Source organism: Mucilaginibacter lappiensis, assembly GCF_050433765.1.
In the GTDB taxonomy this organism is placed as follows: Bacteria; Bacteroidota; Bacteroidia; order Sphingobacteriales; family Sphingobacteriaceae; genus Mucilaginibacter; species Mucilaginibacter lappiensis_A.
Genome location: NZ_JBNPWP010000001.1, coordinates 1036399 through 1055909, shown reverse-complemented (window position 1 = coordinate 1055909; position 19511 = coordinate 1036399). Strand labels below are relative to the sequence as shown.

The 19511-nt window shown below is 42.1% G+C and carries 16 protein-coding genes; 5 read left to right on the top strand and 11 right to left on the bottom strand.

Annotated elements, in window-relative coordinates:
* Positions 1-155: 155 nt before the first annotated feature.
* From M2273_RS04150 to M2273_RS04125, 6 genes are all read right to left on the bottom strand, one after another.
* Positions 156-2306, bottom strand: a complete 2151-nt coding sequence (locus M2273_RS04150) for a GH92 family glycosyl hydrolase (RefSeq protein ID WP_429393358.1) — start codon at positions 2304-2306, stop codon at positions 156-158.
* A gap of 195 nt (positions 2307-2501) precedes the next feature.
* Positions 2502-4196 carry a RagB/SusD family nutrient uptake outer membrane protein gene (locus M2273_RS04145; protein ID WP_429393355.1) on the bottom strand — a complete coding sequence of 565 codons (1695 nt, stop codon included), beginning with the start codon at positions 4194-4196 and terminating at the stop codon, positions 2502-2504.
* A gap of 19 nt (positions 4197-4215) precedes the next feature.
* Positions 4216-7395: a SusC/RagA family TonB-linked outer membrane protein gene (locus tag M2273_RS04140; protein ID WP_429393353.1), complete on the bottom strand. Its 3180-nt coding sequence runs from the start codon at positions 7393-7395 to the stop codon at positions 4216-4218.
* A 664-nt stretch (positions 7396-8059) separates the two neighbouring features.
* On the bottom strand, positions 8060-9676 hold the full coding sequence (locus M2273_RS04135) for a DUF6377 domain-containing protein (RefSeq protein ID WP_429393350.1): 1617 nt from the start codon (positions 9674-9676) through the stop codon (positions 8060-8062).
* A 92-nt stretch (positions 9677-9768) separates the two neighbouring features.
* Positions 9769-10674, bottom strand: a complete 906-nt coding sequence (locus tag M2273_RS04130) for a helix-turn-helix domain-containing protein (protein ID WP_429393347.1) — start codon at positions 10672-10674, stop codon at positions 9769-9771.
* Positions 10675-10689: 15 nt separating this feature from the next.
* Positions 10690-11505 carry an SDR family oxidoreductase gene (locus M2273_RS04125; RefSeq protein WP_429393345.1) on the bottom strand — a complete coding sequence of 272 codons (816 nt, stop codon included), beginning with the start codon at positions 11503-11505 and terminating at the stop codon, positions 10690-10692.
* A 173-nt stretch (positions 11506-11678) separates the two neighbouring features.
* Between M2273_RS04125 and M2273_RS04120 the strand changes: the two genes are divergently transcribed.
* From M2273_RS04120 to M2273_RS04110, 3 genes are read left to right on the top strand one after another with little or no spacing between them, the layout of a single operon-like run.
* Complete coding sequence (locus tag M2273_RS04120; RefSeq protein WP_429393342.1) at positions 11679-12569, top strand: SDR family oxidoreductase; 891 nt, start codon at positions 11679-11681, stop codon at positions 12567-12569.
* Positions 12570-12575: 6 nt separating this feature from the next.
* Positions 12576-13502: an SDR family oxidoreductase gene (locus M2273_RS04115; RefSeq protein ID WP_429393340.1), complete on the top strand. Its 927-nt coding sequence runs from the start codon at positions 12576-12578 to the stop codon at positions 13500-13502.
* Positions 13503-13519: 17 nt separating this feature from the next.
* Entirely contained in the window at positions 13520-14443 is a 924-nt protein-coding gene (locus M2273_RS04110; protein ID WP_429393338.1) for a helix-turn-helix domain-containing protein, read from the top strand.
* A gap of 326 nt (positions 14444-14769) precedes the next feature.
* On the opposite strand, the gene M2273_RS04105 is transcribed toward M2273_RS04110, so the two are convergent.
* A complete protein-coding gene (locus tag M2273_RS04105) occupies positions 14770-15765 on the bottom strand; it encodes an SDR family NAD(P)-dependent oxidoreductase (RefSeq protein ID WP_429393335.1) in 996 nt (331 codons plus the stop codon).
* Between the two features lie 26 nt (positions 15766-15791).
* A complete protein-coding gene (locus tag M2273_RS04100) occupies positions 15792-16562 on the bottom strand; it encodes an SDR family oxidoreductase (protein WP_429393333.1) in 771 nt (256 codons plus the stop codon).
* A 148-nt stretch (positions 16563-16710) separates the two neighbouring features.
* Between M2273_RS04100 and M2273_RS04095 the strand changes: the two genes are divergently transcribed.
* Positions 16711-17025 carry a winged helix-turn-helix transcriptional regulator gene (locus M2273_RS04095; protein WP_429393330.1) on the top strand — a complete coding sequence of 105 codons (315 nt, stop codon included), beginning with the start codon at positions 16711-16713 and terminating at the stop codon, positions 17023-17025.
* A gap of 69 nt (positions 17026-17094) precedes the next feature.
* On the opposite strand, the gene M2273_RS04090 is transcribed toward M2273_RS04095, so the two are convergent.
* Both M2273_RS04090 and M2273_RS04085 read right to left on the bottom strand, forming a co-directional pair.
* A complete protein-coding gene (locus M2273_RS04090; protein WP_429393327.1) occupies positions 17095-17478 on the bottom strand; it encodes a DoxX family protein in 384 nt (127 codons plus the stop codon).
* A gap of 13 nt (positions 17479-17491) precedes the next feature.
* A complete protein-coding gene (locus M2273_RS04085) occupies positions 17492-18379 on the bottom strand; it encodes an SDR family oxidoreductase (protein WP_429393325.1) in 888 nt (295 codons plus the stop codon).
* 135 nt (positions 18380-18514) lie between these two features.
* Between M2273_RS04085 and M2273_RS04080 the strand changes: the two genes are divergently transcribed.
* Positions 18515-18886 carry a winged helix-turn-helix transcriptional regulator gene (locus tag M2273_RS04080; protein ID WP_429393322.1) on the top strand — a complete coding sequence of 124 codons (372 nt, stop codon included), beginning with the start codon at positions 18515-18517 and terminating at the stop codon, positions 18884-18886.
* A gap of 15 nt (positions 18887-18901) precedes the next feature.
* Here the strand turns inward: M2273_RS04080 and M2273_RS04075 are convergent, their stop codons facing one another.
* Positions 18902-19474, bottom strand: coding sequence for a cytochrome b/b6 domain-containing protein (locus tag M2273_RS04075; RefSeq protein WP_429393319.1), 573 nt, complete (start codon positions 19472-19474; stop codon positions 18902-18904).
* Between the last annotated feature and the right edge of the window lie 37 nt (positions 19475-19511).

The window sequence follows — 19511 nt, the reverse complement described above, 5'->3', positions numbered from 1 at the left end:
GGTGGAGGCATATAAGAAATTAAAGTCAAGTATACTTTGGAGCTGGGCGGTTTGTACAGTAGCTATTATTACGATAATCGGGACGACGAATCCTCCGACGCCCAGATCACCATCATCGTCCCGGCTGCCTGAGTAAAGGAGCCGGGATTGTTTAATTATTTGCCGGTTGTTATTACCAATGTTTTACCTTTTTTTAGTTCTGCGTCATCAATAAAATAACCATTCACTTTTTGGCCATCATAACTGATATCGCTGATCTTTTTACCAGAGTTTTTTTTGATGATAGTAAAGCCTCGGTTGGTCCCTCCAAATTTAAAATCTACCTTGTCAAATAGCGGTACAGAAACGATATACTTAGCATCAGCAGGCGAAAACGGATAAAATCCCATGGCATTAAATACATACCATGATGACATTTCACCGGCATCATCCATGCCGGCATAAGCCAGTTTCTCTTTGCCCATACCATAAAAATGGTTCATGATACTATCCAGTATAACCTGTGATTTTTCTTGCTTGTTAACAAAGTAATACATAAACGGCGTGCTGTGATCGGGTTGGTTTCCCTGGCAATACTGCCCAATAAAGCCTGATATATTTTCGGCTTCATATCCTTTCCATGGAATGGTAAAAAGTGAATCCAGTTTTTGCTCAAAAGCTGCTTTGTTTGGATAAAGACCAACTAAGCCGTTTGGATCATGAGGAGCAAAAAAGGTTGACTGCCATGCATTGGCCTCGCGGTACATATATTCAAAATAAGGGTAATCCGGTTTGAAGTTTTTCACCCAGCTACCATCGGCTAAACGACCGCGCATAAACCCTGTTGCGTTATCAAATACGTTTTTATAATTACCGGTCTTACTCATAAGCATGCGGTAGTTAGCTGTATCTTTTAGCTCCTTGGCCAACAGGGCCACCGCGTAATCGTCATAAGAGTATTCCAGTGTTTTGGTAACCGCCGCTTTGGTAACGGTATTGGTAACGGGGTGCTCTACATCAAGCTCTGCTATGTAACCTTTGGTATTAAACTCGGTTATATACGGCCTGGTACCACCTTCAACAGTAGCATTTTTTAATAGCAGGTTATAGGCACTTTTTATATCATAATCTCTTAATCCTCTTAAATACGATCCGGCAATAAAGGCCGATGCATGATCGCCATGAAAAAAGGTTGGCATAAACCCTCTTATTTCTCCCTTATCTATTAATGATTTGATCACATCGTTGGTTACCTTAGGCGAAAGCAAACCGAGGAGCACCAGTTTATTACGGTAGTCGTCCCATAAAGAAGGTTCGGTATAATAATTAAACCCTTTGTTAACCACCTTACCACTCATGTCTGTAAAATCGCCGTTTGCGTCACTGCGCAAAGCGGGCCACAGAAACGACCGGTACAGACATGAATAAAACAATCCCTTTTGACGTTCGGTACCACCGGTAACCGTAATTTTTGAAAGCAGATCATTCCAGGTGTCTGCAGCTTCTTTCCGTACCTGATCAAAGCTTTTATTTAGCATTTCCTTCGCTAAGTTTTCCTTTGCATTTTTTATGCTCACAAATGAAAACCCTATCTTCATTTCCAGGGGCTTATCAGCATCTTCGAAACTCACAACCGGTACAGTTTTTGGTTCGTTTCTTTTCGACTCACTTTTTACCGAATCAATGCTTTTTATTTTGTGATTGGTAACCGCGTAGAAATACATTTTTTCGCCGGCTTGCTGAAAGCCTGTAAAGACATTGTCCCCTTCCTGAGTAATATTCCAGCTTTTAACCCGCTCGTTAGACATGGAAAGGTCTGCAATTAGTTTTTTATGTTCCCCGGTCTTAAAGGTATATTTATGAAAGGCACACCGTAATGTTGAGGTCAGTTCGGCATTAATGCCGTAGCGCTCCAGGTAAACCTGATAATAACCCGGATGGGCCGATTCGTTTTTGTGGCTAAATTCCGACTTATAATCATCGGCAGTTATGGTTCCCGTAGCCGGCAGTAAGGGGATATAACATAAATTCCAGTGCCCTTTACTGGTGTGGCTAAAACCATAAATAACCTTATCCTCATACTGATAACCCGAACCACTATGAAATTGCGTAACCGGAGTTAACTGAACCATGGCATTAGGAACCGATGACCCAGGAAACACTTCTGCGCCCCACACTCTTTTGGTAGGTACAAATCCCGCGTCTTTGGCATCCCATAATGTAGCTGTGCCCAATAATGGATTTACATAGTTAACGGGCGTTTTTTGAGCTTGCGAACGGCTTATGGCAAACAAAAAGATAATGATTAATACAAAATTCTTTTTCATGATAGCTGATTGTAGTTGTGTTGGGTTTAATATATGTAGTTGATGGCAAATTTTAATAAAATGAAAAAATAAAATGCAGCCAATGCATTTTATTTTGAATTAAGGTAAGATGCCCGGGGTTGACATCTTACCTTATATTTTTTTAACAAATTACTATATCTTTTCAATAATGAAATGATAAGCCTAATTTACCCATTACCATCCCGGATTTTGGGTTAGGTTCGGGTCGGTTTGGATACTTTCTGTAGGAATGGGCCACAGATAGTGTTTAGCCGGGTTGAATGTTCTGACCACTAACTTCAGGAAGGCGGTATTATTTGAAGCAAATTTGGCACCACGCACCTCGTTGCCCGGCGGGTGGTTCAGCACAACTTCTGCAATTTTCCACCTTTTGATATCGTCATAACGCAACGATTCAAAAGCCAGTTCGCACCTTCTTTCGTTCCTGACCTGGTCAATCATCTTCATGGTGGTATTACCGGGATAATTTAATGCTAAAGTATTAACAAAACCGGCTCTTATGCGTAATGGCTTTATTGTTTTATCCCAAACGGTTGCATCCATTTGTCCCAGCATGGTTTTTGCTTCGGCCTCCATCAATAAAACCTCGGCCCATCGCTGTATAACTATGTTTTCGCCATAATTAAAAGTACCGGCCGGAGCTGTAGGATCAAAATATTTCCTCCAATAGTATCCGGAAGTTGTAGCTGTAGGACCGGCTTCATTCTTTTTATTGGTGGCATCCGGCGCGGTTCCGGGTTTAATATAGATTATCTGCGAATTGCCTAAATTATTTATCCATCGGTATTTATCATAAACAATAGTATAACCTAAACGCGGATCGCGGTTTGCATAAGGCGCATTGTTTTCATCGTAGCCTGAACCCGGTTCAAATATGTTTTTACCATCCAGGGTAAGGTAGCTTTCTACCAGGTCCTGGGTGGGCACCAGGTTGCTATTGGTTGCCGCGGTAGCCCCGGATCCGGTATAAAAAGGTCCAAAGTCAGACCAATCAGTCCAGGTACGGTTAGGCTGCTGGTACCCCAGATCGGCTATAACCTCCGAATTATACTTATTGGTAGCGGAGAAAATATCGGGAAAAGAAGCCTGCAAAGTATAAGTGCCATTCTCGGGCTGGTTATTCATCAGGTCTTCACAAACAGCTGCACACTCGGCCCATTGGTTGTTATACAATAACACTCTGGCCTTCATGGCTTTTGCAGCTCCTTTTGTTATGCGCCCGCGATCGGCAGGTGCAAGTTCCTCTCTTTTTGGCAAAACAGCGGCAGCGGCATCCAGTTCGCTCAGAATAAACTTTATCACATCGGCCTTGGGCGTTTTCGAAACAACTTTCGCTTCTTCCGGGGTTTGAACTTTTGTAATCAAAGGAACATCGCCAAAAAAGTTTGTTAACCTGAAAATCGCGTGCGCCCGGAGGTATCGGGCTTCGCCTTTCATTCTTTCAATAAGAGGGGTACCCAATGTGGTATTCTTATCTATGTTTTCCAGAAACAGGTTGCATGACCTGATGTTGGTATAATAACTGCCCCACTCGTATTTAACCCTGTTTATGCCTGGGTTAAAATTAGCGTCGCTGCCGCTTGATATCTGGGTTGGCGTACCAACGTTAACATCAAGCGGACAAAACGCGTTATCAGAAAGAGCTTCGTTGTAAAAATAAGCCTGCGCAGCACTGCTCGATCCTGGTTGCCCGCCGCTAATTTGCTGACTGTAGCAAGTAGCCAGCGCATTGAATGCATTGCCGTTTACCTGCCAAAAATTATCATCGGTATACCTATCCTTCGGGCTGAGGTCAATCTTTTTACAGCCTACCACAGCAACCACAAGGATTATGATGAATTTTGTTTTATTAAAATATCTTAAACGCATAATAATTTAATTTTAATTGTTAAAAAGTCATGTCTAAACCCATACCATAGAAAACAGGCACCGGATATCCGCGTGGGCTGTTAGCACCCACAGTGTTATCCAGATTATTACCGAACTCAGTTCCTTCTGGGTCGGTAAATTTCAAAGGCGATATGGTGAGTATATTTTGAGCCGTAAAATATACCCTTGCTCTTTTTACACTTATTTTAGATAATAAACCGGCCGGCAAAGAATACCCGATCTGTACATTTTTAAGCCTTCCGTAGGCGGCATTAAATAAATACATATCAGAGCCGGTACGGTAATCATTATTGTTAGCCACCGTTCCGTTTTCGGCTAAGCGGGGATATTTAGCATCGGTATTTTGCGGTGTCCAGAAATCGCTCGAACTATCATACACCGTGCCTCCATAATTGCTAAAGTGGTAAGGTTCAATTAATTCGCCTCTTATCAGGGCGCTTCTTTTTAATACGCCCTGTATAAATATGGTTAAATCGAAACCTTTAAACGATGCATTGTAATTAAAGCCAAATGTGTATCTCGGAAAAGGGTCGCCTAAAATGAACTTATCCTGTGCGTCAATTTTGCCATCATTGTTTTTGTCAACAAACTTCCAGTCGCCCGGAGCCAGGCCTGTGGTATAATTCGCAAACCTGGGGTAGCTGTCAACCTCTGCCTGTGACTGATACAAACCATTGGTTTTATAGCCCTGATAAACCGTTATAGGGAAACCTACCCTGCGAACAAACTCAAACTCTTCTCTCTGGAATACATTTTCTGTTTGACCATAACTGAATGCCAGTAATTTGCTCTTGGCATCTGAAATACTGAATGAGAAGTTCTGCGCGAATGTTCCTCTGGTTGCATAGGTTATTTTTAATTCCCACCCTCTGTTTTGAACTTTAGAAACATTATATGAAGGGAAGCCTGACCCAAAGAGCGTTGGAACGTCCTGCCGTGGAGCAAGGATATCTCTTGTTATTTTGTTAAAATAATCGGCACCTACCGTTAACTGGCCATTAAAGAATGTAGCATCCGCGCCCACATCAAGCGTTGCTGCCTTTTCCCAGGTAAGATCTGTATTGGCGAGGTTACGAGTAGCACCTGCTGTTGAAGTATTATTAAAGGCGTATACATTGGCATTAGTATTAAATGAAGATGTAAATTGATAAGCGCTAACGTTTTGATTTCCTAATACCCCATAATTTGCTCTCACCCTCAAATCACCTACTTTCTCTTTATAATTGCTCATGAACTCTTCTTCGCTTAAACGCCAGGAGCCGCCTACTGAAGGGAAATATCCCCAGCGCTTATTCTTAGGAAAGTTTGAAGAGGCATCGCCTCTGAATGTACCGTCTAAAAAGTATTTATTGGCAAAAGAGTAGGATACGCGACCAAAATAGGAGTTAAGACTGGTTTCAGTGGTATTTGTAAGGGAATTGTATGAACCGCCGGTGCCTGGGTTTGAACCCGGATCTATTATTGTGCCGGTAGTTGGAACACCCAACAGGGAGTCAGTCAATGATTTACGCACACCGTTTCCCTCTGATGTATATGACTCATTTGCTACACCCACCAAAACATTTAAGGAATGTTTACCAAAGTTTTTAGTGTATTCGGCAATTAAGTTGGTATTTGTAGCAAGCGATTTGGTGTTATAGTTAGCCGTTTGCCTGCTTGAGTTAGACTCTCCTGTAGGGTAATATTTTAAGTCGACTTGCCTTTGTAACTGTGTATTTGCCTTCACTGTACCGCCGAATACTGCTCTGATTTTAAAAGCAGGCGTAATAGCATAAGCAGCGTTAAAGCTACCGTTTATCTCATCATTGTTTGTATATTGAAAACCGCCGTTACGTAAAAGATCTAATGGGTTAGATGTTACAAACCCGGTAATGTAACGCCCCTGAGCATCCTGAAAACTATCGGTTAATGGAGCACGAAGCGCGTCGCCAACTACATCGTTGAATGGTTCGTTATATTGGATCTTCGCGTAGGTTAAATTCCATCCGGTACTGAAATTACCAAGCGTAGCTGTTTGATTTAAACGAAAGTTAAACCTTCTTAATCCATAAGTACCATTGATCAAACTTTTCTCTAAATAATTCCGCTGATCAAAATAGCCAAAAGACATCAAATAGGTGCTGGTTGGCGATCCGCCACTTATGGTTAAGTTTTGATTGGTTTGGGGCGCATTGTGCATAATTGTTTCCAACCGCCAATCGCCGTCACCCTTTGCTTTAATATCTGCCAGTTGCTGATCTGAGTATTGAGGTGGTCTGCCTGAATTGGCCAGCGACATGTTTTTATCAAGCGCATTGTCATAAGCACTTACAGGGTGAAAGGTAAAGTGAGGAACTTGTGTACCGTATATGCCGTTGTAAGTAATGCTGGGTTTAGTCCCAAGCTTTCCTTTTTTGGTAGTAACTAATATTACACCATTGGCAGATCGGGAGCCATATATGGCGGCAGAACCGGCATCTTTTAAAACGGAAATATTATCAATGTCATTAGGGTTCAACGTGTTAATATCACCGCCAATAATTCCGTCAATAACAATCAGGGGATCATTATTACCAGTAGTTCCTGTGCCCCTTATATTGATGTTGTAAGATCCGCCACCCGACGGGCTCCAGCCTTTTTGTTGGATAATAAGGTTGGGAGATTCTCCTTGTAATGCTTGTATTGCACCGGTAACAGGGCGGCCTTCCACCGCCTGCGTGCCCGATACCCGGTCGACAGCGCCGGTTAGTGAAACCTTTTTTGCAGTTCCGTAACCTATTACCACAACTTCATTTAGGCTTTTGTTTGTTGAGGTAAGCTTAACATTGATAGTTGTTTTTCCGCCAATAGGAACCTCTACAGACTCATATCCGATATAGGAAAATACCAAGGTTTCTGTTCCGTCAACATTAATGGAGAAATTTCCATTTACATCAGTCAATGTTCCGGCTTGTTTTCCTTTTACACCAACAGAAACACCGGTTAATTTTTCGCCACTCGCGCCGTCGGTAACGGTTCCTTTTACAGTTATGGCAATGGGGCGCCTATTTATTTTTGCAGTAAGCGATATTTTACCGGGTACAATATTCTTAAAACCACCGGCAATACCAGCGTTTGACAGGAATAACATCACCATAACGACTATGCAAAATGGGGGCTTTTTGAAAATCGAAATTGCTGTTCGTAATTTTTTTTTCATAATTGGTTTTTGATTAGATACTAAAGAATAATGATTGAAATTTCAGTGATGATTGCCTTTAGTTTTTCTTCATTGGCATGCTTTTTTAGGTTAAAAATTGGCTAATAAAATCGTTTTAGGAACATCGCAAGAGGTATTCCTATCAATTTAATCATTGGTTTATGCTGTTCCGGGATAATAGCTATGGTATCGACAACTCCTTTGGACAGAAACCTGGCTCCATGCAATTTTGGAGCATAGCCTTACAGCTGCATTTTTATAGTCAACATCAAAGTCTCGTTTTCGACCGGCAAAATTTTTCAGCAGCCTGCAGCCTGCTTACCACATTTTACACACGCCATTACATCTCCGAAAAAAATATACTATTATTTGGTTTATAAGGGTTTCCCATCATCGGTAGTGCGGTTAAACTTAGATTAACCGTAAATGATTGGATATGTACAAAGTTGTACATAGAAAATTAAAATAAATGCCAGTTTGGTGGATGCTTACAAAAAATCCACTTGTGTTTTATTGTAATAAATTCATTATCAATAAATTAAAACACATTGATTGGCAAAAAATCTAACTTAAACTTAAGGCATTCAAGATAAAAACATTAAAATTAACCCAGAGATTAACCCCGGGGATAACCTTAACTATCAAAAAGCGCGAGTAAATCTGATTAAGGATGGATGTCATTGCTGTCAACGAAATTGATCTCCATTATCCTGTTTTCAAACTCGTCGCCCTGAACAAGTGCTTTTGATTTAATGCGAATTTTGTAGGTATAAATAGTACTTACAGCACTCTGTAATATATTGGCTATTGTTCGATTATCTTTAATACCTAATCTCATCAGGGCAAATATGCGCAGATTGGTATTTAAAACTTCGTTGTCCTTTGGCCATATCTGATCTTCAGGCTTTAGCAAGGCATTAAACGCGGCAATAAAATTAGGGAACAGCTTAAGGAATATATTGTCAAACGTATGGAATAAAGCATGGCGTTCCTGTTTAATATCAATTTCATTGGCTAAATGCAATAACTCCTCATAGTTCTTTATTTTGATCTTGCGTTCGGTATTTCTTTTAATTTTTTCAAGTTTGAGGATATAGCCAGAAATAACGTCAAAAAAATAACCAATGTATTCTTCTTTGATCTGGGTATCTTCTGAAAGTTTTTTATTTAATCCGTCTAAATGCAGATTCTTTTCCCTGACAATAGCCTCACGTCGCTTTACTCTTTTTAGCCTGATATATACAACTACAGATATAATTGCTACACCAGCTATAGCTATACTCAAAATGGTTATCAGATACGTTAATATTTGATTTTTTTTATTTTCAGAGTTAATAAGTTTTTGGGCAGACAGTGTAGTTAAAATAGCTACAATTTCTATTTTATGCAACTTATTGCCATAAATACTGGCCTGATCCAGTGCTTCCTGCAAAAGCAATTCGGCATCTTCTATTCTGCCCTCATCCATTAATATTTTCCCAAGTGTAAAAATAGCCAGGGTCTCTTTGGTTGATGAACGGATATCATAAATGGCGGCAAGCGTTATTAGTCGTATTTTTTTGGAACCCGTACTCAAGTTACTTAAATCGTGCGCTATCATGGCTCGTTCATGATATGTTGGCAAATTGCTGTTTAGTAATTTGATACAGTAAGCCGCAGCTTTGTCGTTTTGCCCGTATATAGTGCAGAGTTCCGCTAAATGTCTGTATTTTTCGTAAGATCCCGGCTTACTTAATTGTATTGCTGCGTTTAACGCTCTTATAGACTCTGCGCGGTTGGAAGGAGAATAAAATTCATCTGTATTGTATAAAGCCTGCCTGGTATATGCCTTGGATTTTAATTCATAGTATTTTAATTTGACACTGTCGGGCGCCTGCCTTACGTTAATTTGATTAAGACATTCGAAAGTTTCCTTAAACATACCCCAGGACGATTGAATAGCCCCCAGCTTTATTTTGCTTTCGTAAAGCTTAGGAATATCATGCATCTGACCGCTTAATTCGAGAAGTTTTTTGGTGTATACATGTGCCGAATCAAATACAAAATCTTTATATTCCTGGTACAATTTATCACAAATTGCATATTGCGTGTAAAAATCGGTTTTGGGAACCGTGCCTAAGGATTCTTTTAATTTTTTGATATGGCGGTCTTTTTCAGCATCGTAGAATTTTTTTTTAAGGATTTCGGATTTTAAAACCTGTAAAAGACTGTCAGTATATTCTTTACATTTTGCATTACAGGATACTATTACAAAAAAGAACACAGACAGCAACACTTTCATAATTAGAGCGGTTTATTACAGCTAATTTATATTTAATATGCGCATTAGAATAGCGTTCTTGAAACAAAATCAATTTAGCAAAATGCTTACTTTCAGTTCAAGCTGCGAAACTCGATAGGGGTTTTTCCGGTCTTTTGTTTGAAGAGCTTATTAAAATATTGCGGATATTCAAATCCTAAAGCATAGGCGATCTCGCCGACGGACTTATCGGTGCTGAGTAGCAAGTTTTTAGCTTCCTCGATCAAATAAAAATGGATATGGTCCTGGGTGTTCTTGCCGGTTTCTTTTTTGAGCAAGTCGCTCAGGTAACCTGATGATAAAAACACCTGCTCCGCCAAATCTTTGACGGTCGGCAGGCGTTTTTCAGAACTATCCTGAAAATAGGAACTCAAAATCCTTTCTATTTGCATGACGACTGCATTGTTCGAGTTCTTACGGGTAATGAACTGCCGGCTGTAGAAACGGGTGCAGTAATTTAGCAACAGTTCAATTTGCGAAACGATGATGTTTTGGCTGTGGTCGTCAATATTTTCCTTTAATTCCGCTTCGATCTTCGACACGCAGTCCTTTAGGATCTGATTCTCTTTATCTGACAGATGCAGCGCTTCCCCAACTTCGTAAGCGAAAAAACTGTAATCCTTCATTTTTTCAAATAATGAGGTTGCCCTGATCAGGTCCGGGTGAAAAAATACACCCCAGCCGGTTATGACCGCATCGGGCTCAAAATCGTTTTCCAGTTCCAGTACTTGGTTCGGCGCCATACAGATCAGGCTGCCATCCTGAAAGTCGACGATCTTATGGCCATATTTGACGTTGTTCCGGTTATAGCTTTTACAGATCAGTGAATAGAAATCGCAGGAAAGCAATGTCTTGTCTGTAATATCTTCGCTGACCTTGCTAAAATCGATCACTGCCACCAGCGGGTGCCGGACAGCCTGTTCCAGGCGGAAAAACCGGAACAGGTCTGAAATGCTTTGTAAATGGAGGAACAAGCTCATTACTGTAAATATAGCTTAAATCCCGAATTGTGTTTTCATCCCTGCGATAAACGTGGCATCATCGACTTCCCCCCGCTGTGCGATAATCGCTTTAGCATCTTCGCCTGCAGTATAGCGTAACTGGTTTTTACCATCGGTGGCCGCCTCAAATATCACATCCGCAACCACACTGGCCGGAGAAGCATTCTTAAAAAACTCCGGCATCCCCGCCAGTATCTTTTGGGCGATGGATTGATATTCGGCCATACTTTCATCATTGCTAAAATCCAGCGATCGACCTGAAAAATCGGTCGCGATAGCACCTGGTTCAACGATCTTTACTTTGCCACCAAACTGTTCCACCTCGTAACTCAACGATTCTGATATACCTTCCACCGCGAATTTCGTCCCATGGTACAAAGTCCCCAAAGGGAAAGTCATTTTACCGCCGATAGAGGAAATGTTAATGATGATCCCGCTCTTGTTGGCACGGAAATGTGGCAATAATGCTTTGGTCACATCCAAAAGCCCGATGACATTGGTGTTGAACTGTCGGATGATCTGCTCCCTCGAAAAAGATTCTAAAATCCCGTAAGCGCCATAACCGGCATTGTTCAGCAACACATCGATCCGGCCAAATTTTTCGATACCCTGATTTACCGCATTTTCGATTGAAGCCAAATCCTGCACATCGAGTCTGGTAACCAGTGCCTCATCCGAGTTAACTAAAGCGGTTTCCTTTTCAGGACTGCGCATGGTTGCAATTACATTCCAGCCTTTGCTTAAAAATAGTTGGGCAGTTGCCGCGCCTATACCGCTGCTGGCCCCTGTGATTAAAATTGTCTTTTTCATTTTTTTGTGTTTTATATGATGACCCAAAGGTCAGTTCAAAACGCGGCCGGCAGATAACACGAATTCAGGATGTTTGTATGCTTTTTACGGTTTTGGCTAAACCAAACGCAGATTTGGATAAATCCTGCCAGCCAAAGCAGTCCATCTTTGTATCAACAAAAGAAAAATTAATTATGCGTGTATTTGTTACAGGAGCCACAGGCTTCATCGGTACTGCCATTGTGCAGGAATTAATAAGCGCTGGCCACCAGGTATTGGGACTGGCCCGTTCGGATGCATCAGCCCAAAAGCTGATTGATGCCGGTGCAGAAGTGCACCGGGGTGACCTGGAAGATCTCGACAGCCTGCGCAGCGGTGCTGCGTATGCAGATGGCGTGATCCATGCCGGATTCATCCATGACTTTACCCGATTCCAGGAAGTTTGCCAGGTAGATAAAATAGCCATTGAAACCATCGGCGAAGTGCTGGCCGGTTCTAACCGCCCGTTTATTGTTACCTCCGGTACGGCGCTGGTAAGCCCGGGAAAGTTGGCCACCGAAGATATCATCCCGCCGTTCAACCCGGCCTGGCCGCGGGCTTCCGAACAAACTGCAGATGCTGTAGCAGCGCTGGGAGTGCGTGCGGCAGCCATCCGTTTGTCGCCATCGGTGCATGGCGATGACGACAAACATGGCTTCATACCCATTCTGGTCAATCTCGCTAAAGAAAAAGGCGTATCTGCTTATATTGGCGAGGGACAGAATCGCTGGAACGCGGTACATCGGCTGGATGCAGCCCATTTGTACAGATTGGCATTAGAGAACGCTGCATCGGACGCTCGTTATCATGCTTCTGCCGAAGAAGCCATCACGGTTAAAACGATAGCCGAAGCCATTGGCAAACAGTTGGATATCCCGGTAGTTTCCATATCACCTGAAGCAGCCGCTGAACATTTTGGCTGGTTTGCACACATGGCCGCGATAGACTGCCCGGCATCGAGCAAGTGGACACAGGAACATTTGAACTGGCATTCAACGCACTCCACATTACTTGCCGATATTGATAACGGCGTTTATACCAAATAAAAAGCGATGAAAATTATTGTAACCGGTTCTTTAGGGAACATCAGTCAGCCGCTTACAGAAATATTGATCGCCCAGGGACATGCGGTGACTGTTGTCAGCAGCGATCCCAAAAAACAGGCAGCTATCGAAAACTTAGGTGCGACATCAGCAATTGGCTCGATCTCTGATGTTAGGTTTTTGATCAATATTTTTAAAGACGCAGACGCGGTTTATGCCATGATCCCCCTGAGTTTTAGCGAGCCTGATCTGGGTGATTACCTGCACCGGATGGCGCAAAACTATGCACAAGCCCTCAAAGAAGCCAGCACCAAACGGATCGTACTCCTGAGCGGTTGGGCGGCAGACCTGGTTAAAGCCGAAAACGTAGAACACATATTAGATAAACTGGACGCCTCCATTACGATCATGCGGCCCGCGGCCTTTTATACCAACTTCTACCAGTCTATCGACCTGATCAAAGGCAAAGGCTTCATCGGCAAATTCCTGACGCTGCGTTATTCCGGTCTTCGGGCCTTGCTGAGCGGTAAGACCGGCTTACTAATGGGGAACTATGGCGGAGAAGACCGGATCGTTTTTGTATCGCCAAAGGATATCGCGGATGCCGTTGCTGAGGAACTGCGATTATTACCCAAAGAAAAAACCATCCGTTATGTAGGCAGCGAGGAAATGACTTGTAACGAAGCGGCAAAGATCATCGGTACTGCCGTAGGCAAGCCCTGGTTAAAATGGGTGCTACTATCGGACAAAGAAATGCTGCAGGGATTAAAGATGGCCAAAGTTCCCGAAAAGCTGGCGGAGACGTTAGTCGAAATGCAGGCAGCCATGCACAGCGGCAAAACCCTGGAGAATTTTCACCGGAGCAAGCCGAAAATGGGTAAGGTCAAACTCGCTGATTTCGCTAAAGAGTTTGCCGCAGCTTATCATAAAAAATAACGAACTTTATCATAGTTATGAATAATAACCAGCTTTACCATTTTCATACGATCACTGAATATCACCGGGCTGCGGGCCTGCCTAACCCGGCGCACCCGCTGATCAGCCTGGTGCATATGGACCACCTGGACAGGCCCCTGGCCCAAGGCACGTTCAGTTTGATCTATGATTTTTATTCGATCTCGATGAAAAGGGTGAAGAACGCTAAATTCAAATACGGCCAGCAGGCAAGCGATTTCGACGAAGGTGTATTGTTCTTCATGTCACCCGGTCAGGTGTTTGGGGTCGAAATTGAAAAAGGCAGCGTGATGCACCGTCCCGAAGGCTGGATGATCCTGATCCACCCGGATTTTTTATGGAACACCCCGCTGGCTAAAACCATCAAACAATACGAATTCTTCAATTACTCGGTTTACGAGGCGCTTTACTTATCAGACAAGGAAGAAACTATGCTCACAACTATCGCACAAAATATCGAGCAAGAGTACCATGCCAATATTGACCGGTTCAGCCAAAGCGTGATCATTGCCCATCTGGAATTATTGCTGACCTATTCGGAAAGGTTCTACCAGCGCCAGTTCATCACCCGCAAGATCGCCAGTCATGAAATCCTAATCAAACTGGAAGATTTACTCACCAATTACTTCAATAGTGGCGCACTTTCCCAAAAAGGACTCCCCAGCGTTACTTATATCGCCGAAAACTTAAATATCTCACCGGGTTACCTGAGCGGTTTGCTCAAATCCCTGACCGGCCAGAATACCCAGCAGCATCTTCACAACAAACTGATCGAACTGGCTAAAGAGAAACTCTCGACAACCAATCTTTCCGTTAGCCAGATCGCCTACGAGTTGGGTTTTGAACACCTGCAATCCTTCAGTAAACTGTTCAAGATCAAGACCAGCCTCTCGCCCCTGGAATTCCGTCATTCTTTTAATTGAAGCCGCCTCTTCCTTAATGACTTTAGAATAATTTGAGAATTGTCCAGTAGGGGCTCAGCCATAATTAGATCTTTGAAAAAACAGCAAAGTCCATAATCATTAAAAGGGATGGTTATTGAGGTTTTTTAGAAATAACTGCTGTCTGCTTGAGTTCATTAAAGCTATAATAGCCATTGGTTGGGCCCGAACCAAATGAACCACACAGGCATATGGTACCCACATACAAATTCATCTGCGATCAACTTGCCTTGGTTGCAGGAAGTTAAATGTAGGGTGTTATGTGTTTGAATTGAAATGCCATATGCCTGCGTGATCCAAGGGGAAAATTAATCAACGTTAAATGTAGCGCCTGTTAACTCTTCGGTCAGTTTCCACAATTGTTTGGCACTGGCTTCGTCTAAAGAATACGGTTTTACGCCATTGGGTATTGATGAATCGATAGCTAATTCGGCTATATCAACATCTTCGAGGTACACACCGCCTATTTCGTTTAATAGCGGGCTCGTAGCAGCCCATATGGTTGTGGCCGCACCTTGCGGAATGGTTTTAAGCGAATCAATAACTTCCGGTACAGGATTTCCTTTGTCATCTAAGAAGCCAAATTGCTGTAATATTTCAATTGGGGCCTCTCTGGCTAATTCTGTTCCCCAAATATTGCCGGGGTGAATTGAATATACACTTACGCCGAATGATTTAGCACGGTTGTCCAATTCAAGCGAAAGGAGATTGACAGCGGTTTTTGATTGTCCATAGGCTTGCAATGTTTCATAGTCACGATGTTTAAAATTCGGGTCGTCGAAATTGAAAGGTGCAAAATGGTGCCCCAAAGAAGAAACATTGATCACTCTTGCGCCATTCGCTTTTTTTAGCGCGTCCCACAACCTGGCAGTAAGCCGAAAAACTGAGAGATAATTGGTGGCGAGTTGCGATTCATTTCCTTTTGCATCACGGCGTAACGGCACGAACATAATTCCTGCGTTGTTAATAAGCAAGTGTAATGGTCTGCCCGAAGCCAAAAACTTTTCGGCAAAAGTGTCAATAGAATCAGGATCTATTAAATCCAATTCTTCTATTTCAACATTGGCAATTCCTTGCAGATTTTCCTTCGCTTTTTCAACATCTCTTGCAGGTACAATAATTGTTGCCCCGGCTTTTGATAGGGTTTTTACCGTTTCCAAACCAATGCCTGTATTACCGCCAGTAACGATAGCGATTTTTCCTTTGAGGTCAATTCCTTTTATTACATCATTTGTAGTTGATGTTGCGTTAAATCCAGAACCTATTGGTTTCTGCAACGCTCCATTATAATTATTCTGTATCATTTTCAGTATTGTTTATTTAAGATAAATTATTTCATCAGGCTGATATTTGTCATGCCGCCGTCTGATATAATTTCGGTACCAACAATAAAAGCCGAGTCGTCTGATGCTAAAAATACAGCAGCGTTTCCAATATCAGACGGAAGTCCTTGTCTGCCTACAGGTGTAATATCTATCCAAATTTGTTTTACCTGTTCCACTTGTTCTTGTGGTACAATTTTTCCAAAAACAGGCGTATCAATAGAACCTGGCGAAAGTGTATTAACCCGTATTTTTCTTGACAACAGATCCAGAGACAAACCTTTTGCCAATGATATGATAGCCGCCTTTGCTGCTCCGTAGATAGTCATTCCCGGTGCGGCACGATGCGCGGCAGTCGATCCAATAAGTATGATGGAAGCACCGTCATTTAAATAAGGAAGTGATTTTTGCACAGTGAAATAGGCGCTTTTCAAGTTCAGGTCCATGTAACGGTCGTAATTTTCTTCCGTAACATCGTTTATCGCAGCCATTGGCACGCCGTCCACAATACCGCCTGCATTAACTACCAATGCATCAATCTTCCCAAATTTATCAATGGTTTTCTTGAATATATTTTCCAGATCATTGATATTCGTGACATCACCTTTAATGCCGATAAAATCTGTACCTAACGTGTCCGCAGCAAGGTGTAATGTCACCTCGTTTCTTCCGGTAATAGTGCCAACCGCACCTTCATTTCTGAATGCTTCTGCAATACCAAATCCAATACCGCTATTGCCGCCTGTAACTATGGCTACTTTGTTTTTTAGTTTATTCATTTTCTCTATCTATTAAATTCTTGAGCTGCAAAGTTATACCAGATAGATATATTTTAGTAACTTTGTATCTAAAAGTAACAGTAACCTTGAAGTAACAAAGTAACTTATGGAGTGTATAAAAGAATTTCAACAGGATCGTAAAAAAGAAATGATGGCTGTTCACGATGCTATGGATGTGCTGAGTGGGAAATGGAAGATCTATATCATCTCATCTATCTGCCATTACAACAAAAGAAGGTTTTCTGACATTTTGAATGATGTGGTAGGTATTTCGAACAAGATGTTGAGCAAGGAATTAAAGGAATTGGAAATAAACAAATTGGTTGAACGAACAGTTTTAGACACGCACCCTGTAACTGTTCAGTATGAACTCACCAAACACGGCAAAACGTTACAGACAATAATTAACAATCTGACAGATTGGGGAATTCAACACCGAAGGGAAGTTATCGGGAAAAATTAATATGCGCAATTCATCGTGCTATTTATCCTTTTGTAAATCACTTTTCTTATTAACTCCTGTTTGAGCCAATTAAGATTGCAAATTCCTGTCCTTAATTTTATGGTAAGAAATGTACGATCCTACTAAAAACGCTAAAAAAATGATTGGGAAAACACGCATGACCATCGGGTCACCCACGGAGGAATGTGCTATAAACGCGGATACAAAGACAATGGTGAATGCCGCATAAACCCATTCCTTTAGTCTTTCTAACGTACGGGTCAAAGGAACCAGCAATATGATGATGCCCAGAAATTTGGCCACTGCCAGTTCGATCCGGAAATAGGAGGGAAAACCAAGGTGCCCGAAGGTTGCAACCATTTGCGGCGATGTTAGGTACGAATAGGACGAAAATAAGCTGCCCAATGCTGTAATGCCCGTTAACACCCAATAGGTGATTTTTGTAGTTTTCATTAGCGTTAATTAATTAGGATTTGCTGTAGAAAGATTTCAGATAATTAAAGACAGTTTCGGGCTTACGTCCCAGTATTTTTTCCAGATCATCGGTTACATTAGCGAATTCTCCATGTGCCACCGCTTGCTGCATCTCTTTAAGCGCAGGACCCAGCCATTCTGGTGTTCCGTTATTTTTCATGGTTTCCAGAAATTCAGCAACTTCAGGCGAGATATACTTAAATTTATCACCTGTAACGGCGCTGATCATATCGGCAATAGTTGCCCAGGTTATGGCCTCCGAGCCGGTCAACACAATAAATCTGTTATCATATTGTCCTTTCTCATCTATGGCGATAATTGCACCAGCCTCACCCAGTTCCGCGCGAAGGGCATATGCCGCTGTACCGTCCTCTGCTGGCAGGTAGATGATTTTCGTTTCTACTATTTGTTGTCCCGCGTAAAGTGGGATCATGTCCGTATAAAGCGATACCTGTAAAATAACATAAGTAATACCTGATGCTACGAGTGCTTTTTCGGTTATCATGTGGGCAACCGTCTTGTTTCCCAATAAGCCACCGTCCTCATTATCGTCTTTACGCTGCAAACTATAGTAAATGATCTTTTCTACACCGGTTTCCCTGGCTGCCCTAATCACATTCAGGTGCTGGTTTGCCCGGTGTTCAAGATCGTTACCGGATATCAACACTACGGTATCAACACCTTTTGTAGCTTCAACAAGTGAGGGGTAGTCGTTATAGTCGCCAATGGCGGTGCTGACGCCCTTGTCTTTAAAGGCATTGGCTTTTGTCTCGTCTCTGACAAGTGCTCTGACAGCAAATGCATTTTTGTTATTTAATAGCGTGGTGATTACTGCTGCACCCAGAGGACCGGTCGCGCCGGTAACTAATATAGTTTTCATGTTACTTTTAATTAACTTTGTATATTAACTTACTTTAAGTAAGTCAAAGGTATTTGGTAAGTATAATAAAAACAAGAAGACACCTGAAGATCAGATACTTACTTCGAGGTAACTATTATTGAGAATCAAAGTGATATGAAAAAAGAAAATTTAAGAAAATGTGAGGAGGGCCGGGAAAAAGCACCGATCACGGATGTTTTGTCACGTCTGGGAGATAAATGGTCGATGTCCACCGTGATCATGCTGGCGGATCATGGCACCTTACGTTTCAATGAACTGCACCAAATGATCGAAACGATCTCTCAAAAAATGTTGACAGTAACATTGAAGACGCTGGAATCAGATGGATTAGTGACCAGGAAGATGTACCCGGAGATCCCTCCTAAAGTAGAATACTCTTTAACACCGGTTGGTGAAACGCTCGTTCCTCATCTCATGGCATTGTACGATTGGGCTAATGAGCATATGCCTGCTATTAAGGCATCCCGGAGCCGGTTCCAGAGGTAGCCAAATTGTTGATATTCAGGTTTTGTCGCCGCTTACTATTTTTGAAATTATCCCTTTTTCAGGCCCAAACTCAGCAAGCATGACACCTCCAATATGCAATACGATAAAGGTAACCACATAGTAAAGTGATTGTACATGAATAAGTTCCATATTATGCTGTAAACTTTTTGGCCCGTTTTGTATCATAAAGCCCGTTAAAAGAGATATCGCCAGCAAAGAATAAAAAACAATGTACACCCAGGCCTGAAACTTTTCCTTTATTTTGGTCTTTTTTGAAAATGAACTTTTGTAGGCAATTCCTTGTACGGCAGTCAGTGCCATCCTGATGAGGTAGAGACCAATCAAGGTATAACCAGCCAGTATATGCCAGTTCCACATGGGTTTGCGTACCGCCTTCCCTATAACTGCGGCAGCTTTTGTGTTGATGTGAACATTTGACTTATTCAGGTTTTGCTGAATGATGTTCCCTACATGATCTTTGTTCATCCAACCCATTCGCAATAGAATAGTCAGTAAAAGAAATAACGTGGTAAAAGCGATAGCCCAGTGAATGAGCCGGTGTGCGAGATTAAACCTTTGTTCTCTCATATGATTTAATTTAGAAAAAATGTATTAGCAGATTAAG

Bases quoted from the DNA above. Each gene is read 5' to 3' on its own strand.
- M2273_RS04150 (WP_429393358.1), bottom strand. From the start codon at position 2,306: ATGAAAAAGAATTTTGTATTAATCATTATCTTTTTGTTTGCCATAAGC.
- M2273_RS04145 (WP_429393355.1), bottom strand. From the start codon at position 4,196: ATGCGTTTAAGATATTTTAATAAAACAAAATTCATCATAATCCTTGTG.
- M2273_RS04140 (WP_429393353.1), bottom strand. From the start codon at position 7,395: ATGAAAAAAAAATTACGAACAGCAATTTCGATTTTCAAAAAGCCCCCA.
- M2273_RS04135 (WP_429393350.1), bottom strand. From the start codon at position 9,676: ATGAAAGTGTTGCTGTCTGTGTTCTTTTTTGTAATAGTATCCTGTAAT.
- M2273_RS04130 (WP_429393347.1), bottom strand. From the start codon at position 10,674: ATGAGCTTGTTCCTCCATTTACAAAGCATTTCAGACCTGTTCCGGTTT.
- M2273_RS04125 (WP_429393345.1), bottom strand. From the start codon at position 11,505: ATGAAAAAGACAATTTTAATCACAGGGGCCAGCAGCGGTATAGGCGCG.
- M2273_RS04120 (WP_429393342.1), top strand. From the start codon at position 11,679: ATGCGTGTATTTGTTACAGGAGCCACAGGCTTCATCGGTACTGCCATT.
- M2273_RS04115 (WP_429393340.1), top strand. From the start codon at position 12,576: ATGAAAATTATTGTAACCGGTTCTTTAGGGAACATCAGTCAGCCGCTT.
- M2273_RS04110 (WP_429393338.1), top strand. From the start codon at position 13,520: ATGAATAATAACCAGCTTTACCATTTTCATACGATCACTGAATATCAC.
- M2273_RS04105 (WP_429393335.1), bottom strand. From the start codon at position 15,765: ATGATACAGAATAATTATAATGGAGCGTTGCAGAAACCAATAGGTTCT.
- M2273_RS04100 (WP_429393333.1), bottom strand. From the start codon at position 16,562: ATGAATAAACTAAAAAACAAAGTAGCCATAGTTACAGGCGGCAATAGC.
- M2273_RS04095 (WP_429393330.1), top strand. From the start codon at position 16,711: ATGATGGCTGTTCACGATGCTATGGATGTGCTGAGTGGGAAATGGAAG.
- M2273_RS04090 (WP_429393327.1), bottom strand. From the start codon at position 17,478: ATGAAAACTACAAAAATCACCTATTGGGTGTTAACGGGCATTACAGCA.
- M2273_RS04085 (WP_429393325.1), bottom strand. From the start codon at position 18,379: ATGAAAACTATATTAGTTACCGGCGCGACCGGTCCTCTGGGTGCAGCA.
- M2273_RS04080 (WP_429393322.1), top strand. From the start codon at position 18,515: ATGAAAAAAGAAAATTTAAGAAAATGTGAGGAGGGCCGGGAAAAAGCA.
- M2273_RS04075 (WP_429393319.1), bottom strand. From the start codon at position 19,474: ATGAGAGAACAAAGGTTTAATCTCGCACACCGGCTCATTCACTGGGCT.